Consider the following 278-nt stretch of genomic DNA (forward strand, 5'->3'; position numbering starts at 1 on the left):
GATTGTGATTGGCGCGTCCAGCACCGCCTCGCAGACTGGCGGGACCGGGGTGGGCGTGCGCAGTACCGCAAGCGGCAACCGCTCTACCGCCTTGGGTTTCGTTGCCACCGCCAGCGGTGACTATTCGGTGGCGCTCGGCCGCGCCTCAGTCGCAGCGGGAGCGACCAGCGTGGCGATGGGTGATAGTTCCCTTGCTTCGGGGAGCAACGGCCTTGCATTGGGCGGCTCCGCGAACAGCACCGACGTCGGCGGGATTGCGATTGGCGGGACGGCGACCG

The 278-nt window shown here is 68.7% G+C and carries 1 pseudogene; it reads left to right on the plus strand.

Annotated features, from left to right (window positions below):
- Nucleotides 1–278: pseudogene (locus tag SB751_RS29855) on the plus strand (hypothetical protein); the annotation flags it as partial.

The organism is Cupriavidus sp. SIMBA_020 (assembly GCF_046535395.1).
GTDB classification, from domain to species: Bacteria; Pseudomonadota; Gammaproteobacteria; order Burkholderiales; family Burkholderiaceae; genus Cupriavidus; species Cupriavidus campinensis.